Below are 24,043 nucleotides of genomic sequence, written 5' to 3'. Positions count from 1 at the left end.
CCCCGTTTGGCCGCACGAATCGCCGGAAAATCAGCTTGGAGATTGCTGTTGCCCGACCGGATATCCCTCCTGGGGATTGGCGACTTCGCTGCCGTCTATCGACACACTGTAGCCGCCAGCATTGGACGCTTTTGAGACCGAAATGCGGTATTTGCTTCCGTCGCGTTCGATCTCTGCCGCAAACCCGTCCCAATTGGAAGGGAGCGACGGGTTCACAAAAAGTTGTCCACCCTTTAGCCGGATACCGAGGATACCTTCCACAGCCGCGCGGTAGAGCCATCCGGCCGAGCCGGTGTACCAGGTCCAGCCGCCGCGCCCGACATAGGGGGCATGTCCATAGACATCGGCCGCCACGACATATGGCTCGACGCGATAGCGTTCGGCGGCCGCCTTATTCAGCGAATGGGTGATCGGGTTGAGGATCTGGAAACAGCGCAAGGCATCGTCGCCCCGCTTCAATTCCGCCAGCGCCATGACCACCCAGGTCGCGGCATGCGTATACTGGCCACCATTTTCGCGAACGCCGGGCGGATAGGCCTTGATATAGCCTGGATCCTTCAGCGATCTTTCAAAAGGCGGTGTGAAAAGGCGAATGATCCGGGCATCTTCGTCAACCAGCCGGTCGAGTACCGCATCCATCGCCTTGGCAGCCCGCCCTGGATCACCTTCACCTGAGAGCACGCTCCAGGATTGTGCAATCGAATCGATCTGGCATTCCAGGCTCTCCTTCGAGCCGAGCGGCGTACCGTCGTCGAAAGTGCCGCGACGATAATAGTCGCCGTCCCAGGCAACGGTTTCGAGCGCTTTTTTGAGGTCGACGAGATGCGCGTTCCAACGCTCGACACGGGGTTTGTCGCCCCGCTCCTCGGCATAAGGAATGAAGGAGCGCAGCGTGCCGGCAAGCAGCCAGCCGAGCCAGACACTCGTACCCTTGCCGTCTATGCCGACACGGTTCATCCCATCGTTCCAGTCGCCGCCGAGGAAGAGCGGCAGGCCGTTCGCCCCCTTGCGTGCAATGGCAAGATCGAGCCCCAGAGCCGTATGCTCATAGATGCTTGCCGTATCCTCGGATACTTCCGGTTTGAAGAAGGAGTCATGTTGGCCTTCCAGCAGCGCCGGACCTTCGAGGAAGGCGAGTTGTTCGTCGAGCACGCTCTTGTCGCCACTGACGCTGCAATAGTGATCAATCGCATAGGCGAGCCACACGACATCATCGGAGATAGTGGTGCGTACGCCGGCTCCAGTCCCCGGCAGCCACCAGTGCTGCACGTCGCCCTCGCGGAACTGTCGGGAGGCCGCATTGATAATCTGTCTTCGTGCAAGCTCAGGCTCCTGCAGCACGAATGCCAGCGTATCCTGCAGTTGGTCACGAAAGCCGAAGGCCCCGCTTGCCTGGTAGAAGGCCGTGCGGGCCATGATGCGGCAGCCGAGGCTCTGATAGGGCAGCCAGATGTTGATGAGCTTGTTCATGCCCTGATCCGGCGTCGAAATCTGCAGCTTGCCGGTGAATTCCTGCCAGAAATCCCGGTTTGCCTTCACCGCCTCATCGAACGAGGACTCTCTGATATTGGTAAGCAGGGTGCGAGCGTCCTCTTCGGTGGAGGCATCACCCAGGAAGAAAGTGATGTTGCGCTCCTCGCCGGTGCCGAGTTCGATATCGATCGCGAGGATCGCCGCCGGATCGCCGTCGAGGCCTACCGAGCCGGAAAGAGCGGTAGCTGTCGTTACGGCAACGGGCGCCTCAATCCTCCCGCTCCTGCCTATGAACTCGCGACGGCTTGCCGAGAAACTCGAAATCGTCTCGCTTGCGGCGAAGAAAGCGGTGCGACCCGAATAGTCGATGCTGTAGGGGTTCGTCGCAAACAGCGCCCCTGTCTCCTCGTCAAGTTTCGACAGGATGAAAGAAGCGGTCTTCTGCGGATTATTCCCAAGGATCCATTCGACATAGGCGTAGAGCCTGAGCTTGCGGCTTGCAGAACCGGCGTTGCGCAGGCGCAGGCGCTGCAGTTTCACCGGCTTTTCGCGATCTACGGTCTGCGTCACCTCGAGCGCGATCTCGTGCTGCGTGGTGGAGAAGGTGGAATAACCGAGACCATGACGCGCTTCGAAACGAATATCGTTACGACGGGAAAGGCCCGCAAATGGCGTCATAACCGCGCCACTTTCGAGATCCGTTAGGTAGAGAGCCTCGCCGGGACGGTTGATGACTGCGTCATTCGACCAGGGAGTGAGTTGGTAATCGCGCGAATTGACGCTCCAGGTGAAACCGGCACCTTCCGTCGAGACATGGAAGCCGAACCGCTCGTTCGAGATGACATTGATCCAAGGCTGCGGCGTTGCCTGTCCACCCGGCAGGCGCACGACATATTCATTGCTGTCGCGGGCAAAGCCGCCGATACCATTCCAGAAGTCGAGATCGCCCTCCTCCTCGATGGCAACGGTCTTGATGGACGGAGCCGGCAGTGGCGGTATGCGCTTGACCGGCGTTAGGGCACGCTCGGCTTTTTCCGCGATCTCCGGCACTTCCTTAAGGGGCACAGACAGGACGCGGGCACGGTTGATCTGGTCGACCACTTTGCCGTTCTTTGCATGTAGCGTCACGCGTGAGGCGGCGATCAGCGCCTCATAGGTACTGTCTTCCATCAAGTCCTTGCGGACCGCAAAAATATGCTGACGCAACCCGTCGGCCTGTCCGAGGCGCCGCACGTTTTCGCACATGGCGTCGAGAGCGTGCTGCATATCCTGCGCATAGGACGAGGCGCGCTCGTTCATGATGACAAGATCGGCGGCCACCCCGCGCGAACGCAGATATTCCTGCGCCAGCAGCGCTTCGCGGGCGATTTCAAGATCCATGTCGTCATCGAGGCGCAGCGTGAAGATCGGGAAATCGCCCGAAATCGCCAGCGGCCAGAGCGCCGACTGCGACTGCATGCCCGCACTGACGGCGCCGTAGTCGCCGCGAAGCTGCATGTCGGGATAGACGAGATGACGGCCGAGATGCTGGAATGCTACCGCTTGCTGCGAGCTGACACCGACATGGCGCATCTGCACCTGTGTGCGCGTCCAGGCCTGGATGAGCTCATGATTGAAGGCATCCGGGTGGCGGTAGCGTTCGACGGCCTTGTCCACCTCGGCACGATCAGGTGCTGCAATCGTCCAGAAGATCACGCTGATCTTCTTGCCGGCCGGCACGCGCACTGTCCGGCGCAACGACAGGACGGGATCCAGCGTGAAACCGTCAATGCCGGAAAGGCGGACACCCGGATCAAAGGCAGCGGCATTCGAAAGGCTGCGACCACGACCGATGAACGCCCGCCGCTCGGTTTCGAATTCGGTGTGACGCGTGTCGCCGGCGTTGTCGACGATCAGATGCGCGATACTCATGTTCGGCTCGTTCGGATCACGCTTGTTGCGTTCGGCGCGGATGACGTCACCGCGCTTATCGATCTCCGTTCTGACGAACATGCGAGCGAAAGCCGGATGCGCGTTGTCCGTCTCGTCGGATGTGATGACCGGCTCCATATAGGAGGTTACTTCGATGAAGCGATCTTCGGCACCCATGTTGAACAATGTCAGGCGGCGGGCCTCCGCATCATGCTCGGTGGCAACGATACATTCGACCTCGCTCAGGAGCTCGCCAAGAACCTTTGTGAACACGGCCTTCTCGTCAGCAAATTCCACTCTGACCGCCTCACCTTCCACGCTCTTCGGCTCCGCTGTCGCCGACCACCATTCATTGGTCTCCGTATCGCGCAGGAAAATGAAATTGCCCCAGCGGTCTTCGGTCGGATCTGGCTTCCAACGAGAAACGGATAGACCGTTCCAACGGGCGTAACCCGCACCTGTTGCCGTCAACATCAGGGAATAATGACCGTTCGACAGGAAAACGAGCTCTCGTTCGCGCGAAGCCGGATCGTCGACTTTGCGGATGACGGGGCGCATCAGATCGTCCTGGATGCTGGCAGGCGTATTGGATTCATCCTTGCCGCTCATGACCGGAATGTCGCGCGGTGCTTTTTCCTGCAGCAGCAGTTCAGCCGCTTCGATGACCGGATCAGAGTGGAAGAGCTCACGCAGGTGGCCGTTGAAGGCAACGTTGGCGACAGCCGCGATCGACATGCCGTGGTGGTGGGCATAGTAATTGTAGACGACCGCACACTTCTTGCCCTCGGGTACGCGGGTCGGCGTGAAGTCGACGGCGTCGTGAAAGCCGAACTTGCCGAGAGCGCCAAGCTTGCGAAGCCTTTGCAGGTTTTCGAGCGATGCTTCCGGATAGTACTGGCTGGCGAGCAGCGAAGCATAGGGTGCGATGACGGCATTGTGGCCGAGACCGCGCTTCAGGCCAAGCGTCGGCACGCCGAAGTTCGTGTACTGATAGTTGAGGTTACGGTCGCGGGCATTAAAGGCCGCTTCCGAGATGCCCCATGGTGTGCCGAGCTTGCGGGCATGGTTCATCTGTTCGACAACGACGAGATTATTGGTCTGGTTGAGGATGCCTCCACCGCGCTCCTGCATGACGAGTGGCGGCATCAGATATTCGAACATCGAGCCGGACCAGGAGACCAGCGCGCCGCGAGCACCAACCGGTACGACCTGGCGGCCGAGCTTGTACCAATGCTCCGTCGGCAGATCGCCCTTGGCGATACCGAAGAGCGACGTAAGACGGCATTCCGAAGCCAGAAGATCATAGCATGCCGCGTCGAGCTCGCCGCTTTCCACGCGGTAACCGATCGACAGAAGGCGACGCTCCGGACGAAACAGAAAGCCGAAATCCATCGAAAAGGCGAGATCGCGAGCCTTGTCGCGGAGCGCTACCAGGCGGGGCCGCAATGCATCGATATTGGAAAGGTCGAAGGTACTGTCGGCGATATGTGCCTCACAGACCTTGACCAGCGACACCGCCCAGGCCGTGACTTCTTCCGTCTGCTTCGACTTCACTTCGTGATGCAGGTTGCCGGCGAGGTTCTGAATGTCGCGCGCCAGGACCGTAAGGTTGATCACACGGATGGAGGCAAATTCATGCTCGCGTTTGACGGCAGCAAGCGCATTCTGGAAGCCGGCTATGCGCTCTTCCAGACGGCGACGCAACGGCCGCACGGTCTTGCGATCATCAGGCAGGTCGGCCAGCACTTCACCGAGAATGCCGACGGTGTCACCCACACCGTCGAGATTGCCCTGGACATGCGCCGAAGGTGCTTCCGCCCAATCGCGGCAGGCTGAGGAAATGGCAATCAGGTGACCGGCGAGATTGCCGCTGTCGACTGCAGAGACATAACGCGGTGCAAGCGCCTCAAGCGTATCGGTGTGATACCAGTTGAAAAGATGGCCACGGAACTTCTCCATGCGGTCGACCGTGGAGATGGTCTGCTCCAGGCGCTCGATCGTCTCCTGGAAGGAGAACCATCCGAAATGGCGTCCCGAAATGACGGACAGCAGATAAACGCCGATATTTGTGGGCGAAGTGCGCGTCGCGACGATGACGTGGGGCGTTTCCTGCACGTTGTCGGGCGGCAGATAGTTCTGCTCCGCCGTCGTGAAAGTCTCGAAGTAGCGCCAGGTGCGTCGCGCGATCTTGCGCAACTCGCTGGAAACCGAATCCGGCACGTCGAGCCGGTCTTCCGTCTCGGCCGACTGGCTCACATACCAGGCGACAGCCGGCGAACAGATCCAGAGCAGCGCGAAGGGAATGCCGACAAGGAAAGAGTCACTGCCGGACAAGGCGGCGAGGGCGACCGACAAAATCGCCAGAACCGGAGCGTGCCAAATCGCTCTGTAATAGGAGAGGATGGTGCCCTGCTTCCCGGCCCCGACACTGGCAGCGGTACGCCATTGCAAGAGTAGCTTGCGGCTGACGAAGAGGCGGTAGAGTGATCGGCCGATCGCATCCACCGTCATGCAGACGGTGTCGGCGATGAAGATGATGCGCAAAGCCACTTGAGCGTTGGCGGCAGCGATATCCGACCAGACAGTATAAAGATGGGCGCTGGCGACTGTATCACTGCTGCGCGGCATGATGCCGCTGATGAGCGACAGGGTCGGGGCCACAAACAGGCAGAAGATCAAAAGGATCTGCCAGATCAATGCCCCGAAAGGCTCCATCAGATACCAGCCGAGCACCGATGCAAGAAACCAGGCGATCGGTGTCAGCGACCGACGCAGATTGTCGAACATTTTCCAGCGCCCAAGCGCGGTGACGCCGTATTTCGGATTGAAAAGGTAGGGCAGGAGCTGCCAATCGCCCCGCGCCCAGCGGTGCTGGCGCGAGGTTTCGACTTCGTAGCGTATAGGAAAGTCCTCGACGAGTTCGAGATCTGTGACGAGCGCACAACGCGCCATCGAACCTTCGAGAAGATCATGGCTGAGCACCGAATTCTCTTCGATCCGCCCCTTCAGTGAACCCTCGAAGGCATCGACGTGATAGAGCCCTTTTCCGGTGAACGTGCCTTCGCCGACAAGATCCTGATAGACATCCGAAACCGTAAAGACATAGGGATCGAGACCGCGATTGATCGAAAAGATGCGTTGAAAGACCGACGCATCCTTGCCTGTCGTCAGTGACGGCGTGACGCGCGGCTGCAGGATGCCATAGCCGCTTTCAACGCGTCCGCTTTCCGGGTCGATGACAGGGCGATTGATCGGGTGGTGGAGCTTGCCGACGAGTTTGGTGACGCTGTCACGCATCAGGCGCGTATCGGCATCGAGCGTCATGACATATTCGACATCAGCCGGGACGGTGTTGGCGCCCGGCAGATAGGTCGTATCGCGATCACCACGCAATAGCAGGTTCAGCTCGTGCAGCTTGCCGCGCTTGCGCTCCCAGCCCATCCATACGCCTTCAGAGGGATTATAGAGGCGGCGGCGGTGCAGCAGATAAAAGCGCGTCTTGCCGTCATGGGCATAGCGGGCCGAGAGATTGGCGACTTCCCGGCGCGCATATTCCAGCACTTCGAGATCGGCCGAAGTTTCCTCGACCTCGCTATCCGGCCAGTCGCTCAGCAGCGCAAAATAGATCTCACCGCGCGGATTGGCGAAATAGTGGACCTCGAGATTGCGTACCATCTCGTCGACACTATCGCGATTGGAAATCAAGCACGGCACGACGAGGAGCGTGCGTGCGTCCTCGGGAATGCCCTGCTTGAATTCATAGCCGACAAGCCGCGCCGGCGTGACGAAGAAAGAGAGGACGGTATTGAACAGGCCGCTCGCTCCATCGGAAGCGGGCAGCGAGAAGAGGATCAGCAGCAAGGCGATTTCAATCGGCCCCATGCCGGCACTGACCATGAAGCTTCCAATGACGGTCATGGCGGCGATGGTGACGAGCACGATCGGAACGGCGATAGCCATCCAGTTGAACTTTCGCACCGAGCGGGCGAGACGTTGCGCCAGCGTTGGACGATAGTTTGCGCGCGCCTCGAGCTTCAGGCGTTGAGTGCCTGCTATGAACTCGCCGACATTTGGCTGCTGCAGTGGTCGCTCATCGGAAAGCCTCGATTCCGCGACCATGTCCACGGCAAGCTTGGCGATTTCCACTTCGCTCAGCGGCGAGTGCATGGCAAGCTTCTCGATCTGTTTGCGATAGGTATTGCGCGAGCCGGAATCGAGATCGCCATAATCCGAATGATCCCAGAGCAGCCTGTCGACATGACTGACCTGCTCGACCCAGACGGACCAGTCCGCATCGTTTATCTCCCGCAGACTGCGGATGATGTTACCCATCATGACATTGCCGGAGGAGAGCCGGCTGTGTTCCGCCATCAGCGTTTCTTCGCTGTCACGACCGAGTTTCTCGAGCCGCTCATCGAGCCATGAAAGGGCGAGGCTCGAAGTCCGCGAGCCATCACGCATGCGATAGAGAAACTGCGTCGAAAACGTATTGTCCTCGGCAAACTCCTCGAGCGTCTTCAGATAGGCAGCGGCCTTTGCCGTATCGGCAAGGCGCACCAGCTCGTCCGCGGCCTCATTGGCACGGCGGCGCAGGCGGCGGCTACGCTCGACGCGGCTCGAAATACGCCGGAGATTTTCGACGAGCACGAAGCGTACCAGCGTCGGCAAAGCCCAAAGCTCGCCGATCTTCAGCGTCTCATGCTGCTGGAAGCCTTCGACCAGCGCCGTCAGGCTTTCCTCTGAGACGGTGCTGTGGGTATGGGCGACATAGAGCCAGGCGAGGACAAGCGTGCGTGGAATCCCGACACCGTCGACCTTCATCAACGGCAGTTCGCGATAAAAGCGGCGCGGGAAATCGCGGCGGACCTCGTGAATGGCCTCTTCGATGATATAATGGTTGTCGAGCAGCCATTCCGCCGCTGGCGTAATCGTCTCTCCGGCTTCGACATCGGTTGCGGTCGTGCGGTAGACGCGGAGGATTTCCTTCTCGTTCTCCCTGTTGCGCGCGAAGAAGTCGAAAGGTGCGAAGGCAGGCAGCGCGCTGACGGCATTGCGGGCTACATCTTCGCCCAGCACCCTGATGTCTTCGTTGGACAGATAGGTCGAGCGGATCGAGTCGCCTTGGTCGATCTGCTTCTTGTCGGACTCGCGCGATAGGCTTGGAGACGGGCTGGAAATGTTCATGGGTTCGGTTCTGGATCCAAACAACTCTGCGATTTTGGCTAGGTCTGCACTGCTTGCGATGACTGTCGCATGAACGGGTCAGTCATCTTCGACGGCCGGCAAAAGCAGGATCATCAGACGGTTCGCACACTTTTCGGCGATAAATCGTCCGGCTCCATGGCATGACTTTGCGGATGGTCATGGCTATCCGACGCCCCTGCGAAGCCACTGGGGAAACTTGGACACGATCAAAATAATTCAAGGCAGTGACCATCTCGCGCTTTCCGCCGTCGGCATGAAAAAGGCGCATGGACATATCCATGCGCCTGCGCGGCGTTCCCGGCGCGATCCGCGCCCCACGCCTACTTTCGGCAATGGGCTAGACTGCGTGGAACAGGTAAAGAAGGATGATGATGGGGATCGGAATACCGAGCAACCACAGCAGGATGCCTTTCATGACCATTCTCCTATGAACACCGAAGTGTCAGGAGAATGCTGATGTATCCTAATTGTTCCGGACGGACATATGCTCGATCAGACGAGCACCATCAGAGTGGCGCTCGAGGACGTGCCGGCATCAGCCGACGACGCCGCAAACCATGGCGACGACGAAAAGGAAAGCCGCCGTGAAAAGTGTTGCATGGATCGCGGTCTGGATTCTGTGCCGCGTGGTGACCGGCTTCTTCGCCGGTACGGATCCGTACTGGTTCACGTGAGTATGCGAAATACCCAGATTTGCCATGTGTCGCCTCCGTCTGTTTGTATTGCGGCCGAATTGCTGGCTCGCATTTATATTCTTATATTCCCTATAAGGTAGGTAGAGATAAAATTCCGTCCAGAGCAGACGGAAGAGAAAATCCACCCAGGCGTCAACTCAGCACAGCGTGCGCCATGCCCAGATCCAGGAGCGCTCGACGGCGCCATCGCTCTGGGGTGCATTGGGGGACGTTTCGATCAACCGGCGATCCTTTTCCGCCGGGATGGTCACAGAGGAGGTATCCCTCCGCTCGGCCTTAACCGGAGGATCGAGGTAACCCATGGTCATCCCACCGAGAAAGAACATGCCTCAACCTCCATCGATCACGAAAGCTAACGGTCGTTAACGGGATCATGACAGAACCAAGGCAGCTGTCAATAGTCTAGTCGAATGGTCGTGTTTTAGGAAAACATTATCCTTAACGCCGATGCCGTGCGAAGTTTTTCAAAGGCTTGAAAACATTGGACTTCAAGCCTTCACGAAACCCTTGCTCGCGATCATCAAATTTCGCGTGTACTCCTCGTGAACGCTCCCGGCGGCAAGTTCGGCCGATGTCAGCCGTTCAACAACAGCGCCGCCGCGCATCACGGCAAGCCTCTCGCACATGTGGGTGATGACCCCGAGATCGTGGCTGACCATGACGAAGGTCAGTTTCCTGTCACGGCGGATCTGTTCCAGAAGGTTGAGGACTTCGGCTTGGACGGAGGCGTCGAGCGCCGACGTCGGCTCATCGAGCAGCAGGATCGACGGCTCGACGATCAGGGCGCGGGCGATCGCCACGCGCTGCCGCTGGCCTCCGGAAAGCTGATGTGGGTAGCGGAAGCGAAAACCGTTGCCGAGCCCGACCTCGTCGAGCGCCCTGGCAATGCGCTTCTCGCCGTCGCCGATACCGTGGATGGCGAGCGGCTCAAGAAGCAGCCGGTCGACGGTCTGGCGGGGATGCAGCGAGCCATAGGGATCCTGAAAGACCATCTGGACGCCTCGGTAGAAGCTTCTGCTTCGCTTCGAGCCTTTAAGCACCTCGCCATGGATGTGGATCGTTCCCTCGCTGACCGGCGCAAGCCCGGCGACCGCGCGCAGCAGCGTCGACTTGCCCGAGCCGGACTCACCGACGAGGCCAAAGGATTCGCCGCTCTCGATGGAAACGCTCACGTCTTTCAACGCATGGAAATGGTCATAGACGACACCGAGATGGTCTGCAGACAGCGCTGTACTCATGCTGCCCACTCCGGCTTACGGTCAAGGACCGGCAGCGGATGCCGATCTTCACCGATCTGCGGCATGCAGTTCAACAAGCCCTGCGTATAGGGATGCTTCGCATTGCGAAGCTCGGATGCGGCTATCTCTTCGACAATGCGGCCAGCATACATAACGATGACGCGGTCGCAGAAGGAGGAAACGAGCCTCAGGTCGTGAGAGACGAAAATCAATCCCATGCCACGCTCGGACACCAGCCGGTCCATGATCCTCAGGACATCGAGCTGGACTGTTACGTCGAGGGCCGAGGTAGGCTCGTCGGCGATCAGGAGTTCCGGCCCGGCGATCAGCATCATCGCGATCATTGCGCGCTGACCCATGCCGCCCGAAACCTCATGGGGATACAAATCGAAGACGCGTTGGGGATCGCGGATCTGCACCGCTTCCAGCATGTCGAGCGCACGGTCTCGCGCCTCGCCTCTGCCGATCCTCTCATGCGTGCGCAGGGTTTCGCAAATCTGCTTGCCGATGGTCATGACCGGATCGAGCGAATATTTCGGATCCTGCAGGATCATCGCGATACGTTTGCCGCGCAGCTTGCGCCGTTCGGCCGCCGATGCCTTCAGCAGATCCATGCCGCTGAAATCCAGTGTGTCGGCCGTGACGACACCGTGCTTCGGCGTCAGGCCCATGATGGCGCGGCCAGTCTGCGACTTGCCGGAGCCGGATTCGCCGACGATGCCCAGCCGCTCCTTGCCGAGTGTGAAGGAGACACCACGCACGGCTTCGATGACGCCAGTCCGGGTCGGGTAGCTGACGCGCAGGTTTTTCACGGTTAGAAGCGAACTCATTGCCCGGCCTCCTTCGGATCGAGCGCATCGCGCAGGCCGTCACCCAGGAGATTGAAGCCGAGGCTGACGACGAGGATGGCGATGCCGGGCATGGCCGCGACCCACCATTGGTCGAGGATGAAGCGGCGGCCGGAAGCAATCATCGCGCCCCATTCCGGCAGCGGCGGCTGAGCGCCAAGGCCGAGGAAACCAAGGCCGGCCGCCGTCAGGATGATGCCGGCCATGTCGAGCGTAACGCGCACGATCAGCGAGGAGATGCAGAGCGGCATGATGTGCCGCACAATGATGCGCAGGGGCGAGGCGCCCATCAGCTTGACCGCCGAAATATAGTCGGACCGCCGCACGGTCAGGGTCTCGGCGCGGGCGATACGCGCATAAGGGGGCCAGGAGGTGATGGCGATCGCGATGATGGCGTTCTGGATGCCAGGCCCGAGGGCCGCGACGAAGGCGAGCGCCAGCACGAGCTTCGGAAAGGCAAGGAAGATATCGGTGATGCGCATCAGCGTCGCATCCACCCATCCGCCCGCATAACCCGATACCGTACCGACGATGAGTCCGATCGGCGCGGAAATGATGGCGACCAGCACGACGACGAGCAGCGTCAGCCTGGAGCCGTAGACGAGGCGCGAAAAGATATCGCGACCCTGGTCGTCGGTACCGAGCAGATAACCGGCGCTGCCGGGCGGCAGCAGGCGGGCATTTTTCAAGTCCCCCATGACCGGATTATGCGTGGCGATGACATCGGCAAAAGCAGCGACAAGCAGCAGCGCCAAGATGATGAGCAGACCGACGACGGCGAGCCGGTTGGCGGTGAACTGCCGCCAGGTAACATAGGCGCGGCCGAGCCGGGCCTGCGTGCGCGACTGCGGTCGATCGGACAGAAGCCACTCGCGGCGGCTGATCGGCGTGGAAGGCGTGGTCGGAACCGTCATCGGTTTCGCGTCCTCGGGTCGAGTATCCGATAGAGAAGATCGGAAATGAGATTGATGCCGACAAAAACCGTGCCGATGACGATCGTGCCGCCAAGCACGGCGTTCATATCTGCGCTCTGCAGCGAGTTGGTGATGTAGAAGCCGATCCCGGGCCAGGAAAAGACCGTCTCCGTCAGCACCGAGCCCTCAAGCAGGCCTGCATAGGAAAGCGCGATGACGGTCACGAGTGGCACCGCCGCATTCCTCAGCGCATGGCCCCAGATCACCCGCGTTTCCGAAAGCCCCTTCGCGCGGGCCGCCACCACATATTCCTGCGACAGCTCGTTCAGCATGAAGCTGCGGGTCATACGGCTGATATAGGCGAGCGAGAAATAACCGAGCAGCGAGGCCGGCAGGATGATGTGACGGAAGACGTCGTAGAAGACATCCCATTGGCCCTGCCAGGCGCTGTCGAGAAGGTAGAAGCCGGTAACCGGGGTGAAGCTGTATTCGTAGACGATGTCGATGCGACCAGGGAACGCTACCCAGCGCAGCTGCGCATAAAAGACGACGAGCGAGATCAGCGCCAGCCAGAAGATCGGCACCGAATATCCGACAAGCCCGATGACGCGCACGATTTGGTCGACAATGCTGCCGCGGCGCACGGCAGCGAGTACGCCAAGCGGGACACCGATGACCGAACCGATGATCGTGCCGACGGTCGCAAGCTCCAGCGTAGCGGGGAAAACGCGGCGGATATCGACCATGACCGGATTGGTCGTCAGCACGGAATTGCCGAAATCCCCGGAGAGAATGCCTTTCAGATAGATGTAGAACTGCTCGTAAAGCGGCAGGTCAAATCCCATCTCGCGGCGAACGCGCTCCACGACATGGGTCGGCGCGCGATCGCCGAGTATGGCGAGCACGGGATCGATCGGCACGACGCGGCCGATGAAGAAGGTGACGGCCAGAAGGCCGAGATAGGTGGTGACTGCGGCGAAGAGGAAACGCCCCAACGCCTTTGCGAAGGAGAGTGCACGGCCCTTGCGGGGCCGCACCTCCTGTCTTGTTTCGACAATACTCACTGGATCAGCCTGACCGGCTCATCACTTCGAGATCGGGCCTACATAGTTGGTATCGAAGCTTGGACCCAACTTGAAGTCCTTGAGGCTCTTGCGATAGCCGGCCACTTCGATCTGCTGGAAGATGATGACGAAGGGGCTGTTGGCGAGAAACTTCTTCTGCACGTCCTCGTACATGCCGGCGCGTTTGGCGGCGTCACGTTCGAGCAGGGCAGCCTTGGTTTCCTTGTCAAGCTCGGGCGCTTCCCAGGTATTGCGCCATGCAAGGGTCTTCACCGTGCCCGCGTCGGAATTGTCCGGATTGGAGGTGAAGGTATCGGCGTTGGAGTTCGGGTCGAAATAGTCCGAGCCCCACTGGCCGATATACATGTCGTGCGTGCGGGCGCGGTACTTCGTCAGCGTCTGCTTGCCGTCGCCGGGGATGATCTCCATCTTCACGCCGGCCTGGGCGAGCGTCTGCTGCATGGATTCGGCAATACCGGTGACCGGCTGCGTGTTGCGCACGTCCATGGTGACCGAGAAACCGTCCGGCAGGCCGGCCTTGGCAAGCAGTTCCTTCGCCTTGGCAACGTCGAGCTTGTAAGGGTTCTCGTTCAATGCGCCAAGTTGGCCGGTCGGCAGGAAGGTCTGGTGGATTTCGCCGATGCCCTTGATGAGGGTCGCACCGATCGCGTCATAGTCGACGAGATACTTGAAGGCTTCCTGGACCTCAGGCTTCTTCAGGTTCTCGTTCTTGCTGTTGAGGCTGACGTAATAGACGGTGCTCTTCGGCGCATTGGTCGTCGCCAGATCTGCGTTCTTGGCAACAGCGTCGAGATCATTGGGCTCGAGGTTGCGGGCGATATCGATATCACCGGCCTCGAGCGCCAGGCGCTGCGCCGAGCTTTCCTTCATGTAGCGATAGATGACGCGGTTAAGCTTCGCCTTCTCGCCATAATAATTGTCGTTGCGCTCCATGACGACAACTTCGTTGGCGCGCCACTCACGCAGTTTGTAAGCGCCCGAGCCGGCATAATTTGTCTTCAGCCAGTCATTGCCGAAATCGTTGTCGTACTTGTGGTCGGCATCGACCGTGACCGGTTTCACATGGTCCACCACCAGCTTCTTGTCGACGACGGAAGCAACCGTTGCGGTCAGGCAGTTCAGCACGAAACTCGGCGCGTAGGCCTTGTCGACAGTGAAGGTGAAGGTGGTCGGGTCGACAGCCTTGGCCTTCTCGGTGACGTTGTCGCCGGTCAAGCCGAATTGGGTGAGAATGAAGGCCGGGCTCTTGTCGAGTTTCACGGCGCGCTCGAAGGACCAGGCAACGTCTTCGGCGGTGATCGGATTGCCGGACGCAAACTTCAGGTCCGGCTTCAGTTTGAAGGTGTAGGTCAGGCCGTCATCGGAAACCGTCCAGCTATCGGCGAGGTCACCCTTGATCTTCGAGGTGTCGTTCATGTCGAGACGAACGAGCAGGCTATAGGTGTTGCTGGTAACCTCGGCCGTCGAAAGCTCGAAAGCCTCGCCCGGATCCATCGAGATGATGTCGTCGATGGCAAAACCTTCGACGAGCGTGTCCTTCGGCGTCTCTGCGAAGGCAGCAGGCGCTGCTACCATCAGGAGCGAAAGTGCCGCCCCTGCGGAAAGAAGGCGGAAGCTGCGGTTCAGTTTGGTAATCATCATGGTTTGTTCCCCTGTTTTGATTGATTACTAAGTATTATTTGGTCTCAGGCGTCCTCTTCCCTCCACGCCGAGGCCAGAATGCGAAGCCAGTTTTCGCTGGCCATTTTGGTCAAGTCCTCCGCACCATAGCCAGCTTGCCGGAGAGCGGCAATCAGCCTCTGGTTGCCCGAGGCATCACCGATTTCTTCCGGAATGGTAGCACCGTCAAAGTCCGAACCGAGCGCCACGCAATCGATCCCGACCCGGTTCACGAGGTAATCGATATGGCGGATCATGTCGGAAAGCGGCGTATCGGCATCGGAGCGGCCATCCGGACGAAGCATCGCCGTCGCATAGTTCACACCGACAAGACCGCGACGCTCACGGATCGCGTCGAGCTGCCTGTCGGTGAGGTTGCGGGCGACCGGTGTCAGCGCATGGGCGTTGGAATGGCTGGCGACGAGCGGCTGGTCGCTCGTCTCCGCCACATCCCAGAAACCCTTCTCGGTGATATGGGCAAGATCGATCATGATTCCGAGACGGTTGCACTCGCGCACCAGCGCGAAGCCGGCTTCCGTCAAACCCGGCGCCGTATCCGGCGAGCTCGGGAAGGCAAAGGGCACGCCATGCCCAAAGATATTGTGCCGGCTCCACACCGGGCCGAGCGAACGCAACCCGGCGGCATAAAAAACATCCAGAGCAGCGAGATCGGCGCCGATTGCTTCACAGCCCTCGATATGCAGGACAGCGGCAAAAATGCCCGATGCCATCGCCTTGCGGATATCTTTCACCGTTCGGCAGAGCCGCCAGGCGCCGGCACGGTCGAGCCTGAGCGCAATCGCCGCCATCTCCGTGGCTATGGCAAGCGAGGGCAGCGGGTCGAGGGGAGCAGCAAGCGGCGTCGCATAGTGGCCGTTCACATCAGGATCGGCAAACACGAGATCGCCCGATGGAACGTAAATGGCACAAAGGCCACCCGCCAGACCGCCAGCCTTTGACCTGATGGCATCTATATGGCCTGCCGTCGTACCGTTTGCGAATTCCGCGACCGGATCGCTTCCGTCTTTCGCATGGGACCAGAGTCGAAGGAGAACGTCGTTATGACCGTCGAATACGAGTTGCATCTGCTTTCCTGCACTGCCCGAACGGGCGGACCGAAGCGGCAACAATAGAAAAGCTGACAGAAAGCGCCACCTCTTTTTTTACAAATGCGCAATGTGGAAACCATGCAATTTTGCGATGCAAAAGGGCGGCGCCGCAGATACCTTGCATGCTGCGATCCGCAGCCTCAATCACCGCAGACGGTCTTTCTGCCAATGATCTGAAAGAACTTCATGAGTGAGGAAATTTTCCACGCGCTTACTCGACAATACCCGAATGCCAGGCTGACGGCGGCTGATCAGCCCCTACCGGAAGCTGATTTTGAGGCACAGAAACACAAGCACTTTTCCCGTCGGGCGCGGGGCGGGGCGATCGGCATCATCTACAATGCCAGCGGTCAAATCGTCCTCGCGAAGAGAAGCGGCATGCACGCGGGCTGGTCCCTGCCGGGTGGAACGGTCGAAGAAGGCGAGGATTTTTCGGTCGCGTTTCGCCGCGAGATATCGGAGGAGATTGGCGTGTCCCTGGATCGCGTGGATCTGATCGAACTCGAGCGAAAAAAGTTTATTTCACCGAAAGGCGAAACCTTCGGCTTCCTGCTTGCGGTCTTCGAAGCGCGCATAGCTGAAAGACAACTGCCTGGACCGACAGATGACGCTCTCGCCGAGGGATTGGAAATCGATCTCTTCTTTCCGGCCGATATTCCTCCCGAGATGATTTTGGGGGATCGCCAGAAACTCGTGCACCATCTGAAGATATCCGGAGCCCTGGATCCTTCGTTGTGACCACAGCCATTCTCCATAAACAGTGAAGGGGGCCGAAGCCCCCTTTTCCCGGTTCAGTGCTTGGTTCGTTTCTTCTGCCTGTAGACGTCGATAACGACGGCCGCGATGATGATGACGCCCTTGACGATTTCCTGGTAGTAAGCGTCGATCCTAAGAAAGGTGAAGCCTGACGTCATGACGCCGAGAATGACGGTGCCGATGACGGTGCCAGTGATGCGTCCGACGCCGCCGGTGAGCGAAGTGCCGCCGATGACGGTCGCGGCAATCGCGTCGAGTTCATATCCGACACCCATGCTGGCTTGGGCGGTTTCAGCGCGAGCCGCCGTAACGATGCCGGCAAGACCGGCAAGCAATCCCGCAATCACATAAACCTTGACGAGATGCGCCTCGATATTGATGCCCGAGACGCGCGCGGCCTGCGGGTTCGCACCGATGGCGTATGTGAACTTGCCGTAGCGGGTGTAGCGCAGCGCAATGTGAAAGATCAGCGCAACAACCAGAAAAACGACGACGGGCCACGCCTTAGTTCCGATGAAGTGGAATTGCTCGGTGATCCCGGAAACCGGCTGCCCCTTCGTATACCACTTCGCCACGCCTCTCGCCGAAACGAACATGCCAAGCGTTGCGATGAAGGGAGGGATCTTCGTATAGGCGATGAGCGCGCCGTTTATGAGACCGGCAGCCGACCCGATCAGCAGGCCGATCATGATCGGCACGAGAGCGGGCAGGTCGGTCAGCGAGGGGAAGACAGCTCGTCCCCAGGTAGAGGACTGGGCGAAGCTGGTTGCGATCATCGCCGTCATGCCGACGACCGAGCCCGACGAAAGATCGATGCCGCCGGTGATGATCACCTGGGTGACGCCGACAGCGATGATGCCGATGACGGAGACCTGCAGGATCATGATCGTCAGGCGCTGCGAGTTCAGAAGAAAGCTCTGGCCGATGAAGATCCAGCCGAGAATTTCATAAACGAGCGCAATACCGACCAGCACGAGGAAGATGCTGAGTTCCGGCGGCACACGCCGCCGTCTCGGCCGGGTTGCGAGGGGCGCTGTGCCCTCTGCTGCCTTGATAGTCATGTCAAACCTCCCTTTGGCGATCGTTGTCACGCGCAATCACTGCGCGGCGAGTTCCATCACCTTGATCTGCGTTGCTTCGTCGCGATTGAGAAAACCGGTGACGCGCCCCTCGTGCATCACCATGATACGGTCGCTCATGCCGAGAACCTCGGGCATCTCCGAAGAGATCATGATGACGGCGACGCCGTTGCGCGCCATTTCCGTGACCAGCCGATGGATTTCCGCCTTGGCCCCGACATCGATGCCGCGTGTCGGCTCGTCGAGAATCAGGATCTTCGGATTGGTGAGCAGCCAGCGGCCGATCAGCACCTTCTGCTGATTGCCGCCCGAGAGGTTCTCGACCCGCTCATAGAGGGTCGGGGTCTTGACGCGCAGCTTGCGCGCCATGTCCTCGCAGGTTTCCTCAATCGCGCCCTCCTGAACAAAGCCGCCCTTGACGAACTTGTCGTGCAGCACGGCGACCTGCATGTTTTCGAGCACGTTGAGGATCAGGAGACAGCCCGTATCCTTGCGGTCTTCCGTGAGGAAAGCCATGCGATTGCGGATCGCTGTCGTCGGCGAAGTGATCTGTACCTGCTTGCCGAAAAGCTCGATCGTGCCGGAGCTTGCCGGTGTCACGCCGAACAGCGTTTCGGCGACATTCGATCGGCCGGAGCCGACGAGGCCCGCCACACCGAGGATTTCGCCCGAGCGCACCTCGAAGGAAACGTCGCGGAAGATGCCGGACAGGCTGAGGTCCTTCACCGACAGTACCACCTCGCCGATCGGCACCTCTTCCTTCGGGAACATCTGGGTGATCTCGCGGCCGACCATCATGCGGATGATGTCGTCGCGGGTGACATCAGTGGAGGCATGCGTGCCGATATATTTGCCGTCACGGAAAACGGAGAACTCGTCGGCGATCTCGAAGAGCTCGTTCATCTTGTGGGTGATGTAGACGATGCCGATGCCCTGGGATCTCAGGTCGCGAATGATGCGGAAAAGATGCTCGACCTCGCGCTCCGTCAGCGCCGAGGTCGGCTCGTCCATGATGAGGACGTCGGAATTGTAGGAAACTGCCTTGGCGATCTCGACCATTTGCCGGTTTGCGACCGAGAGGTAGCGGACCTCGATATCAGGATCGATCGCGATATTGAGCCGGGCAAACAGCGCCTCGGTCATGCGATGCATCGCGCCGTGGTCGACGAAACCGAAGCGGTTCTTGGGCTCGCGGCGGATCCAGATATTTTCGGCGACCGTCATGAACGGCATCAGGTTCAGCTCCTGATGGATCATGGCGATCCCATTCTCCAGCGCATCGAGCGGAGATTTCAACCGGATTTCCGCCCCTTTCAGGCGGATATCGCCCTTGTCGGGCGTGTAGATGCCGGCGAGGATTTTCATCAGAGTCGACTTGCCGGCGCCGTTTTCACCCATCAGCGCATGCACGGAAGCGCGCTTCAGCCGGAACTGCACATCGTCGAGCGCCACGACGCCCGGAAATTCCTTGCGAACGCCCGCTGCGCTCAAGAGATATTCCGCATTCGGAACTGCGCCGCTTGCGCGCACGGCGGCCATGGTTGACGGGCTGACGACCATATCATCTCCTCCGGATACGGACAGGCTGAAAGGATGCGGGCAGAACCCGCATCCTGCTTGGCGTTTGCCTCAGTTCTTGGAGACAAAGTCCTTGACGTTGGCAGGCGTGACGAGCTGGAAGGGGATGTAGACCTTCTTCTCGACCTTTTCGCCCTTGGCAATCTTGAGTGCCGTGTCGAGCGCGCCCTTGCCTTGGCCCGCGGCATCCTGGAACACGGTGACGTCGAGGTCGCCCGCCTGCATGGCGGCAAGCGCGTCCTGCGTGGCGTCGACGCCGCCGACGACGACCTTGGTCATATCCTTGCCGGCTGCCTTCAGCGCCTGGATGGCGCCGATCGCCATTTCGTCGTTGTTGGAGATCACGGCGTCGAACTCGATGCCGCTGGAGAGCCAGTTGGTCATCAGGTCGGCGCCTTGGGTGCGATCCCAGTTGGCCGTCTGCTCTTCCACGATCTCCAGTCCCTTGCATTCGTCCGTCTTGACGACATCATGAACGTCCTGGGTGCGCATGCGCGCAGCCTGGTTGGAAAGCTCGCCCATGATAACGACGGCCTTGCCCTTGCCGCCGAGAATACGGCAGATTTCCTTGGTTTCCAGCGTGCCGGATTCCTGTTCGTTGGAAGCGACGAAAGCCTGCTTTTCGGGCAGCGTGTCGACGTTGACCGGCTGACGGTTGACGTAAACCAGCGGAATGCCGGCATCGGCAGCGAGCTTCGACATTGCCGTCGTCGCATCGGTATCGACAGGGTTGACGATGATTGCATCGACCTTGGAGGCGATGAAATTCTGGATCTGGCTCTGCTGCTTGGAAACGTCGTTCTGCGCGTCTTCAACCTGCAGGGTGACGCCATTCAGCGTCTTTGCATAATCAGTCATGCCGTTGCGCAGAACGGTCAGGAAGTTGTCGTCGAATTTCGCCATCGAAACGCCAACGGTTTCCGCATGTGCGGCCGTCGACAGGACGAGCGCCATCGCGGTGCCCAGGATAAATCTTTTCATTGCATTTCCTCCACAAAGCGGTGCCCGGCTGCACCCTCCTCACGCCGGGGTCCCAGACATCCGTCTGCGAACCTCAATCCCATGCCGCCTCTCCCGTGGCGGTTCCGTTAAAACGGAACAAACAAACCGTAAAATTTGCTTCGCGGAATATTCATTCCATTTTATCGAAACGACGTCAAGTCTCTTTGCCGATTTCCGCTGTCGCTGCGGAGTAGAAGCCATTCTGCCAAGGTGAATTGTGCATGATTGGCCTGTTGCAATCTGGCCATCATGGGAAAGGACCGTCACAGGCGCGTATTGCGAAAGCCGTAGAGATCCCCATCTAGGCGGAGCCCCAACGGCCTGCGCACACAGCCGTTTTTTAAAGAATTTGGAGAGAGGACCAATGTCCATTTCGATGTATCGTTTGACCGTGCCGATGTTCCAGCGCGGCATTGCCAGTATGAAGACCTATCTCGACAAGGCGGAAGCCTATGCCGAGGAAAAGAAAATCGACCCGGCCATCCTCATAAATGCACGCCTTGCCCCGGATATGCTGCCGCTTTCCGGCCAGTATCAGCGCGCCAGCGATAGCGCGAAGTTCGCGCTCGCCCGCCTGACGGCAACTGAGGCGCCGAAGTTCGAAGATAATGAAACGACGATCGCCGACCTGCGGGAGCGTATGGCCAAGACCGAAGCTTACCTTGCGAGCTTTTCTGCCGAAGCTCTTGATGGCAGCGATCTAAGGGAAATCACGGTTCCGGGCCGCAACGGCTCTGTCGTTCCCGGCATCGAATATGTCGCGCTCTTCGCGCTGCCGAACTTCTATTTCCACGTGACGACGGCACACGCCATCCTGCGCAATCAGGGTGCGCCGGTCGGCAAGCGGGACTTCCTCGGAAACTTCTGACGCCGCTCAGGGCCGGTACATCACCGGCCCTTTTTCCGTCAGCTCGGTATAGGCAAGCGTCTGATCCAGATGTCGCGCTCTGAGCGACAGCAGCCGTTCGGCATAGTGGAGCCGCACCGAAGCATAGGCCGGATCATCGGCAAGATTGCGCAGCTCCATCGGATCCTTGACGAGATCGAAGAGCAGTGCTGGCAATGAAGTGAAATGTACATATTTGAATCGCTCGTCGCGAATGACGGCAAGATTCAGCTCGTTCGGCCGAAGGCCGAAATGCCGTTCCGCTTCGCCATGGGCGATATCCCGAAAATCGAATTCCCAGAACGCCGCATCCCGCCAGCCCTGCGCCATACCGCCATCGAGGAAAGGCGCAAGCGAGCGCCCGTCGATATCATTGGCAGGTCTGATGCCGAGCCGATCGCAGAGCGTCGGGAACACATCGGCAGCACTGGTGAAACTCTCGACGATACCGCCGGCTGAAGCCGCGCGAGGATCGCGGATGACGAGAGGAATATGATAGCTGCCCTCGAAATAGCCGCCCTTGCCGAGCGTCCAGTGATCACCCGCCATCTCGGCATGATCGGACGTGAAGACGACGATCGTGTTGTCCCATTCGTCCGCATCCTTCAGCGCCTGCCAGATCCGACCGAGCTGGTCATCCACCTCGGCGATCATCCCATAGTAGATCGACCGGATGGCGTCGAAGTCGGCAGCGCTCAAATCGCTGAGCGGTCCCTCCGCTCCATGGATGAAGCTGCCCTTTTGAGTTCGCGGCATGGCATAGGCGAGATAGGGATGGCCTTGCTGTTCCCTTTCACGGTCCGTCGCACGCGCAAAAGCAGGGCCTTCCCCAGGCCCGAACATCCGGTTGAAGGGCTCCGGCACGGAGAAAGGCGGGTGCGGCCGCAAAAAGGAAATATGCGCGAACCATGGCGCATCCTGCTCGCCCATCCAGCGGATGAATTCCCCTGTCAGGAAGGCGGTCTGCGTCTCTTCGCGTGAATAGGCTGGCGCCGCATTCGAGATTTCCCCTCCGACAGTCCCGACCGGAATATGGACATCGCGGCTGGTGGCATCCGCGCGGTCGCGTGAGCGTAGCCATGAGAGCCACTGCCTCTCATGCTCCGGCAGAAGCTGGCGGACAGTGAAACCCGGCAACACACCTTCATAGGTCGTCAAATGCGGGTCATTGGCATCCATATCGCGCGGATCGGGCGCCGTATCCGTATAGCCGAACAGCGTCGGGTCGTAACCCGCCCGCCTTGCTGCCAGCGCCAGATTGTCGAAACGCCGGTCGAGCGGCGAGCCGTTCCGGCAGACCCGGTGGTTCATCTGGTAGAGGCCGGTATAGAGCGTGGCCCGCGCCGGCGAACAGGGCGCGGCACCGGCGTAATGCCGCCGGAAGAGCGTCCCGTCTTTAGCCAGGGCATCGACATTGGGCGTCCTGACGCAGGCGTGCCCCACAGAAGAGAGACAATCGCCGCGCCATTGGTCCGCAGTGATGACGAGAACGTTGGGCTTTGAGCCGCGTTCAGTGATGGTTTGATCGCGCATGCCAGTTCCAGGCCGACTGGATGATCCGCGAGAGATCATATTGCGGCACCCAGCCCAGCACGTCCCGCGCCTTGTCGTTATTGGCAACCAGTGTATGCGAATCGCCCTCGCGACGACCGATATACTCGACTGGGAACGGCTTTCGGGAGACGTCTTCGATGGCGCCGAGCAGTTCCTTCACCGTCGTGCCGGTGCCCGTGCCAAGATTGAGCGCGACGGATTCACCGCCATCAAGCAGATATTGGACGGCGCGCACATGTGCGTCCGCAAGATCGAGAACATGGATATAGTCGCGCACGCAGGTGCCGTCGCGCGTCTCGTAATCGCTGCCGAAAACCTTGAACCCCTGGCGACGGCCGAGCGCTGCATCGATCGCCAGCGGGATCGCATGCGTTTCCGGCTGGTGCCATTCGCCGATCCGGCCTTCGAAATCGGCACCGGCGGCATTGAAATAACGCAGCACGACGGAGCGAAGGCTCTTGTACTGGTCGTAATCGGCAAGCGCCTGCTCGACGATATATTTGGTACGGCCGTAGGGATTGATCGGCTCCTGGCGATGCGTCTCATCGAGCGGCACGCTCTGCGGCAGACCATAGGTCGCGCAGGTGGACGAGAAGACGAAGGCATTGATGCCGGCGGCCTGCGCCGCCGACAACAGCGTCAGCGTGCCGATGACATTATTCTCATAGAACGAGACCGGATCCTTGACCGATTCGCCGACTTCGATCAGCGCCGCGAAATGCAGGATTGCCGACGGCTTATGCTTTGCCAGCACCTCATCGAGACGGGCCCTATCGCGAATATCGCCCTCTTCCGCCGGTCCCCATTTGACGAATTCGCGATGGCCGTTGGAAAAATTATCGAAGACGACGGGCTTGTAACCCTTGTTCGCCAGATCAAGACACGTATGCGAGCCAATATATCCCGCACCGCCGACGACGAGTACCGTTTCACCTGCCATGCATCTCACCTTTTGCAAGCCACAGATGCGCGGACCTTAGCCAAGTTACACGTCAGTAAAAAGTTATCTCGGTTACATATCTGCAAAAATAAGAAGATTAGAGGCGGCTTG

The 24,043-nt window shown here is 59.6% G+C and carries 17 protein-coding genes; 3 read left to right on the top strand and 14 right to left on the bottom strand.

The annotated features are described in order from the left end of the window. Positions 1-30: 30 nt before the first annotated feature. Entirely contained in the window at positions 31-8,568 is an 8,538-nt protein-coding gene (locus FHX06_RS24215) for a GH36-type glycosyl hydrolase domain-containing protein (protein ID WP_183881150.1), read from the bottom strand. 217 nt (positions 8,569-8,785) lie between these two features. On the opposite strand from FHX06_RS24215, the gene FHX06_RS24210 reads away from it, so the two are divergent. Then, on the top strand, positions 8,786-9,046 hold the full coding sequence (locus FHX06_RS24210) for a hypothetical protein (RefSeq protein WP_162738443.1): 261 nt from the start codon (positions 8,786-8,788) through the stop codon (positions 9,044-9,046). Between the two features lie 78 nt (positions 9,047-9,124). Here the strand turns inward: FHX06_RS24210 and FHX06_RS24205 are convergent, their stop codons facing one another. The 8 genes from FHX06_RS24205 to FHX06_RS24170 all read right to left on the bottom strand — a co-directional run bounded on the left by FHX06_RS24205 (position 9,125) and on the right by FHX06_RS24170 (position 16,113). After that, positions 9,125-9,289: a hypothetical protein gene (locus FHX06_RS24205; RefSeq protein WP_167669464.1), complete on the bottom strand. Its 165-nt coding sequence runs from the start codon at positions 9,287-9,289 to the stop codon at positions 9,125-9,127. A 132-nt stretch (positions 9,290-9,421) separates the two neighbouring features. Next, positions 9,422-9,610 carry a hypothetical protein gene (locus FHX06_RS24200; RefSeq protein ID WP_112544859.1) on the bottom strand — a complete coding sequence of 63 codons (189 nt, stop codon included), beginning with the start codon at positions 9,608-9,610 and terminating at the stop codon, positions 9,422-9,424. Positions 9,611-9,772: 162 nt separating this feature from the next. Next, positions 9,773-10,522 carry an ABC transporter ATP-binding protein gene (locus FHX06_RS24195; protein WP_112545021.1) on the bottom strand — a complete coding sequence of 250 codons (750 nt, stop codon included), beginning with the start codon at positions 10,520-10,522 and terminating at the stop codon, positions 9,773-9,775. Next, positions 10,519-11,352 (bottom strand): ABC transporter ATP-binding protein, encoded by an 834-nt coding sequence (locus FHX06_RS24190; protein ID WP_112970732.1) that lies wholly within the window; start codon positions 11,350-11,352, stop codon positions 10,519-10,521. The genes FHX06_RS24195 and FHX06_RS24190 overlap by 4 nt, the downstream gene beginning before the upstream one ends. Next, the gene (locus tag FHX06_RS24185; RefSeq protein ID WP_112970731.1) at positions 11,349-12,284 is read right to left on the bottom strand and encodes an ABC transporter permease; all 936 of its coding nucleotides are present in this window, start codon (positions 12,282-12,284) and stop codon (positions 11,349-11,351) included. Before FHX06_RS24185 ends, FHX06_RS24190 begins: the two co-directional genes overlap by 4 nt. Beyond that, the gene (locus tag FHX06_RS24180) at positions 12,281-13,348 is read right to left on the bottom strand and encodes an ABC transporter permease (RefSeq protein ID WP_113209772.1); all 1,068 of its coding nucleotides are present in this window, start codon (positions 13,346-13,348) and stop codon (positions 12,281-12,283) included. Before FHX06_RS24180 ends, FHX06_RS24185 begins: the two co-directional genes overlap by 4 nt. 21 nt (positions 13,349-13,369) lie before the next feature. After that, positions 13,370-15,010: an ABC transporter substrate-binding protein gene (locus FHX06_RS24175; RefSeq protein WP_113209773.1), complete on the bottom strand. Its 1,641-nt coding sequence runs from the start codon at positions 15,008-15,010 to the stop codon at positions 13,370-13,372. Positions 15,011-15,054: 44 nt separating this feature from the next. Continuing rightward, positions 15,055-16,113, bottom strand: coding sequence for a dipeptidase (locus FHX06_RS24170; protein ID WP_113209774.1), 1,059 nt, complete (start codon positions 16,111-16,113; stop codon positions 15,055-15,057). A 210-nt stretch (positions 16,114-16,323) separates the two neighbouring features. Between FHX06_RS24170 and FHX06_RS24165 the strand changes: the two genes are divergently transcribed. Beyond that, positions 16,324-16,875 carry an NUDIX hydrolase gene (locus FHX06_RS24165; protein ID WP_113209775.1) on the top strand — a complete coding sequence of 184 codons (552 nt, stop codon included), beginning with the start codon at positions 16,324-16,326 and terminating at the stop codon, positions 16,873-16,875. A 53-nt stretch (positions 16,876-16,928) separates the two neighbouring features. On the opposite strand, the gene FHX06_RS24160 is transcribed toward FHX06_RS24165, so the two are convergent. From FHX06_RS24160 to FHX06_RS24150, 3 genes are all read right to left on the bottom strand, one after another. Beyond that, complete coding sequence (locus tag FHX06_RS24160) at positions 16,929-17,954, bottom strand: ABC transporter permease (RefSeq protein WP_029869141.1); 1,026 nt, start codon at positions 17,952-17,954, stop codon at positions 16,929-16,931. A 36-nt stretch (positions 17,955-17,990) separates the two neighbouring features. Beyond that, positions 17,991-19,532, bottom strand: a complete 1,542-nt coding sequence (locus FHX06_RS24155; RefSeq protein WP_113209776.1) for a sugar ABC transporter ATP-binding protein — start codon at positions 19,530-19,532, stop codon at positions 17,991-17,993. A gap of 69 nt (positions 19,533-19,601) precedes the next feature. Beyond that, entirely contained in the window at positions 19,602-20,531 is a 930-nt protein-coding gene (locus FHX06_RS24150) for a sugar ABC transporter substrate-binding protein (protein WP_112544868.1), read from the bottom strand. Positions 20,532-20,916: 385 nt separating this feature from the next. Between FHX06_RS24150 and FHX06_RS24145 the strand changes: the two genes are divergently transcribed. Continuing rightward, on the top strand, positions 20,917-21,420 hold the full coding sequence (locus FHX06_RS24145; protein WP_113209777.1) for a DUF1993 family protein: 504 nt from the start codon (positions 20,917-20,919) through the stop codon (positions 21,418-21,420). Between the two features lie 6 nt (positions 21,421-21,426). Here the strand turns inward: FHX06_RS24145 and FHX06_RS24140 are convergent, their stop codons facing one another. Both FHX06_RS24140 and galE read right to left on the bottom strand, forming a co-directional pair. Then, positions 21,427-22,971, bottom strand: coding sequence for an alkaline phosphatase family protein (locus tag FHX06_RS24140; RefSeq protein ID WP_183881148.1), 1,545 nt, complete (start codon positions 22,969-22,971; stop codon positions 21,427-21,429). Then, positions 22,949-23,932, bottom strand: coding sequence for a UDP-glucose 4-epimerase GalE (gene galE, locus FHX06_RS24135; protein ID WP_113209779.1), 984 nt, complete (start codon positions 23,930-23,932; stop codon positions 22,949-22,951). Before galE ends, FHX06_RS24140 begins: the two co-directional genes overlap by 23 nt. Positions 23,933-24,043: the final 111 nt, after the last annotated feature.

It is taken from the genome of Rhizobium sp. BK512 (assembly GCF_014194915.1).
Lineage (GTDB): Bacteria > Pseudomonadota > Alphaproteobacteria > Rhizobiales > Rhizobiaceae > Rhizobium.
This window is presented reverse-complemented; position numbering and strand designations above follow the sequence as displayed.